This window comes from Butyrivibrio sp. AE3009 (genome assembly GCF_000420845.1).
Lineage (GTDB): Bacteria > Bacillota > Clostridia > Lachnospirales > Lachnospiraceae > Butyrivibrio.
Genome location: NZ_ATVS01000099.1, coordinates 1 through 1,466 on the forward strand (window position 1 = coordinate 1; position 1,466 = coordinate 1,466).

Consider the following 1,466-nt stretch of genomic DNA (forward strand, 5'->3'; position numbering starts at 1 on the left):
AGATAGCTAAAGAAGTTGCAGACGCCCTTCAGGCTAAAGACAATGCTAATACAGCAAAGGAAGCAGCTAAGGGATATGCAGAAAAAGCAAAGTCAGAGTATGACAGTGCAGCCAGGAACGCGGCAGCTGCAGCAGAAACAAAAGCAAATGATGCCAATAGAGCAGCAGATGCAGCAATGAACAAGGCTACAACAGCCGCAGCTACAGCAGCTGCAGCAGTTACAGCACTCAAGGATGTCAACGTAACCTCCGGCAAGATAGCAGCTGCAACAGAAGCACTGAAAGAGGCCAATGAGGCTGCAACACAGGCACTTAATGCAGTAAACACAGCCAAGGAAGCTCAGACAGCAGCAGATAATGCCAAGAAACTTGCAGAATCCTGCAGTGATACAACAGCTTTGTCCACAGCTTCCGGTGCGGTTCAGACAGCAGCAGAAGCTACGACAACAGCCCAGCGTGCTAATGAAACAGCAACAGGAGCTGTTTCGGATCTTAACAGTGCTATAGAGATTGCAAAGGCAGTACTTGATAATACAGCAAATAAAGCAAAAGTAGCTGCCGAGAATGCAGTAAAGGCTATAACAGATGAAAACGAAGGTGCGTTAAAAGCATTGGAAACAGCTGTAAGTAAGCTCAATAAGCCTACAGTTGCTAATATATCATCAGTAAATACCGCTATAGAGACACTTGAGAGTCTGGCAGATACAGCAGAAAAGACAGCAATTGCAGCAAAGAATGCAGGTGATAATGCAACAACAGAGAATGTAGCAACTGAAGCAAGAAAAGCAGCAGCTACAGCAGAAGCCGCAGCAAAGGCAGCAAGAGAAAAAGTCAAGGAAGCAAAGACTTTAGTAGCAAATGCTCAGAGTACCCTTGATGCAGATCAGGCAGCCGCCAGCACTGCTAAGACTGAGGCTGCTACAGCTAAGAGAGAAGAACAGACAGCTTTAGACAAAACCAATGATGCTTTAGGCTTCAAGAATACCGCAGAGTCTGCAGTACATGCAGATGGTTCAGCTCCTACATGGGAGGAAGTATTGGAAGCCAAGACTGCAGCAAAAGAAGCAGCAGATGCAGCAAAGGCAGCAGAAGAAGCAGCCAAGGCAGCAGAAGAAGCAGCCGGCAAAGCAGAAGCAGCAGCTAAGAATACAACCAATGAAGCCGGACAGAGGGCAGCTACAGAGGCGCGTAGTGCAGCTAATGCAGCAAACGGTACAGACGATGCAAAGGGCTATATAGCAATAGCAGCAGAGGCTGCAGTTGCAGCCAATACCGCATACGAGACAGCAAAGTCCAGATATGAAGCAGCATTAAGTCAGGCTGATGCAAATGAAGCCGATAGACTTAAGGAAGCAGCTGAAGATGCAGCTAAGGACGCAAGAGAGGCAGCACAGGCAGCAAATGCCGCAGCAAAGGCTATAAATGATCCTGAAACCGGAGCATACGCAGCAGCAGTAGCTGCAGAG

General features: G+C 47.7%; 1 pseudogene. It reads left to right on the forward strand.

Features of this window, described 5'->3' with window-relative positions:
- Positions 1 to 1,466 (forward strand): annotated as a pseudogene (locus G588_RS22880) (hypothetical protein); the annotation flags it as partial.